Source organism: Hydrogenophaga sp. (assembly GCF_030158645.1).
Classification (GTDB): Bacteria; Pseudomonadota; Gammaproteobacteria; order Burkholderiales; family Burkholderiaceae_C; genus Hydrogenophaga.
In genome coordinates, this window is sequence record NZ_JAOASO010000063.1 from 1 (window position 1) to 2,426 (window position 2,426).

The 2,426-nt window shown below is 68.1% G+C and carries 3 protein-coding genes; all 3 read right to left on the reverse strand.

Annotation, left to right across the window (positions count from 1 at the left end; genetic code table 11):
* Positions 1 to 434: serine hydrolase (locus Q1W68_RS06490; RefSeq protein WP_300715921.1), on the reverse strand; the 434-nt coding region annotated here is incomplete at its 3' end.
* 55 nt (positions 435 to 489) lie between these two features.
* Complete coding sequence (locus Q1W68_RS06495; RefSeq protein ID WP_300715922.1) at positions 490 to 2,160, reverse strand: NAD(P)/FAD-dependent oxidoreductase; 1,671 nt, start codon at positions 2,158 to 2,160, stop codon at positions 490 to 492.
* A 15-nt stretch (positions 2,161 to 2,175) separates the two neighbouring features.
* Positions 2,176 to 2,426: LysE family transporter (locus tag Q1W68_RS06500; protein ID WP_300715923.1), on the reverse strand; the 251-nt coding region annotated here is incomplete at its 5' end.

Consider the following 2,426-nt stretch of genomic DNA (forward strand, 5'->3'; position numbering starts at 1 on the left):
CTGTCGAGGATGAAGTTGGCCGCGCTGTTGTCGCTGGTGGTGAGGGTGGCTTCGCACAGGCCCGCCAGGCTCATGCCCTCGGCGGTGCCCGCGAAGCGCTCGGTCACGGGCGAGTACGTGACGAGATCGGTCTTGGCGAAGGTGATGCGCCGATCGAGCGATTCCTGGCCCCGGTCCACCCGCGCCAGCACCAGCGCGCTGGCCAGCAGCTTGAAGGAGCTGAGCATCATGAAGCGCTCGTCCGCGCGGTGGCCGTGGCCCTGACCGGTGGCGGTGTCGAGGATGAACACGCCCAGGCGGCCCTGGGCGGCAGTCTCCAGTTGCTGCAGCTGCGCAGACAGGCTGGACGCGGCTTGGGCGCGACTGGGAACGAAGGCGAGGGGGCTGGCGACGGCCAGCGCGGTGGCGGTGGAGAAGTGGCGTCTTTGGATCATGGTGAGCACTCTACCGGGGGCTTCGACAGGCTCAGCCCGAGCGGTGTTCGTTGCGTCAGTCAGGCAATGCCATCGGCCCGAGTTCTGGAAACACATCGCCCGGCCCGGGGTTGGCTTCAAACGTCTTGCCACCCAGGTGTTTGACGATGCCCCACACCGCGTTGAGCGAGGTCTGCACCGCGCCTTCGACCCAGGCGGGTGTGAACGACACGTCGTCGCCTGCGATGAAGATGCCGCGCTCGGCGGGTGCAAAACCGTCCTGCATGAAGTGGCTGTACATGCGGTGGTTGTAGCGGTAGTGGCCGGGCAGCGCGCCCTTGAAGGCGCCGAGGAAATGCGGGTCGGCTTCCCACGACACGCTGATCGGGTCGCCGATGATGTGGCTCGCAATGTCCACGTCAGGGTAGATCTTCTGGAGTGCCGAGAGCGCGAGCTGCACGCGTTTTTCGGTGCCGTGCGGCAGCATCTTGAGCGCGTCGCCCATCCAGGCGTAGCTCAGGCAGATCACGCCCGGTTGGTCCGGGCCGTTGTCGAACAAATAGGTGCCGCGCGTGAGCCGGTCGGTGAGCGTCATGCCCATCAGCGGCCAGCCGTTCGCCTTCAGGTCGTTCCAGAACGGGCGGTCCACCATCACGAAGGTTTTGGACGACTGCATGTAGCGCGTGCGGTCCAGCGCCATCCAGTGCTTTTGCGAAAACAGCGACTCTTCCACCGATATTTGCGTGGTCAGCAGCCAGCTCTGGCAGGTGGTGAGCACGGCGGGGTAGACACCCGTGTTGCCCCAGGTGTCGGTGACCGCGAGCTGGTTGCCCGCCGCGCGGCGGATGGCCGTGACACCGGCGCGCGGCGCGCCATGGTGCAGGCTGGCCAGCGTGGTGCCGGCGGGCCAGTGGCGCATCTCGCTGGTGGCTGGGGCGTGTTGCCAGAGACCCAGCGGCACCTGCTGCACGCCGCCAACGATGAGGTGCTGGTTCTCGTCGCAACCCGTGAGCACCACGCGCAGGATCTCCAGCATGGAGTTGGGAAAGTCCGAGTCCCAGCCGCCGGTGCCGAAGCCGACCTGGCCGAACACCTCGCGGTGGTGGAACGACAGTTTCGCGAAGGCGTCGGACGTGGCCACAAAGTCGTAGAAGGTGCGGTCGTCCCACAGCGGCACGAGCTGGTCCCACAAGGCCTTGAGGCGCGGAACGTCGCGCTCGCGCAGCGCCTGCTGCAGGCCGGTGAAGCCTGCGCCGGCTTCGAGCGCCTGTGCCCAGGCTTGCGCCACCTCGCTGAACAGCGGTGGCAGGTCGGCCAACGAGCGTGCCCAGTGCGTCTGGCCTTCGAGATCCACCACCGTGCAGCCGGCGGCGGGCGTGAGCGGGTTGGGGAAGGGCTGGGTCTTCAAACCCAGCCGGTTCACGTAGTGGAAGAAGGCCGTGCCCGAGGCCGGGAATCGCATGCCGCCCAGCTCGGCCACCACGCCCTGCCCGCCCTCGAAGGCCTGCGAGCGCAACCGCCCGCCCATGCGCGAGGCTTCAAACAGCACGGGCTTCAGGCCCAGCTTCATCAGCTCGTAGGCCGCCACCATGCCCGCCATGCCGGCGCCGACGATGGCCACCTCCTGCCCCAGGCGCTCGGGCGGCAGCTCGCCCAGACCTTGCGGGTGGGCGATCCAGTCGTCGAAGGCGAACGGAAAGTCGGGACCGAAAACGGTGACGGGCGCCTCAGCGCTGCGCAGGGACATGGGAGCCTCCAGGGGTCAGGCCAGGCTGCTCAGGAGCCAGAGCGCCGTGCCCCACATCATGAGCGCCACCAGGCCGTCCAGCGCACGCCACACGTGCAGCGAATTGAGCCGGCGACCCAACCAGAAGGCGGCCACGCCCAGCAAGAGGAACCACACCACCGAACCCGCGGCCGCGCCCATGCCGAAGACCCGGCTGCCCTGGCCATAGGCGAGCGAGGCGGTGCCGATCAGCACGGCGGTGTCGAGCCAGGCGTGCGGGTTCAGCC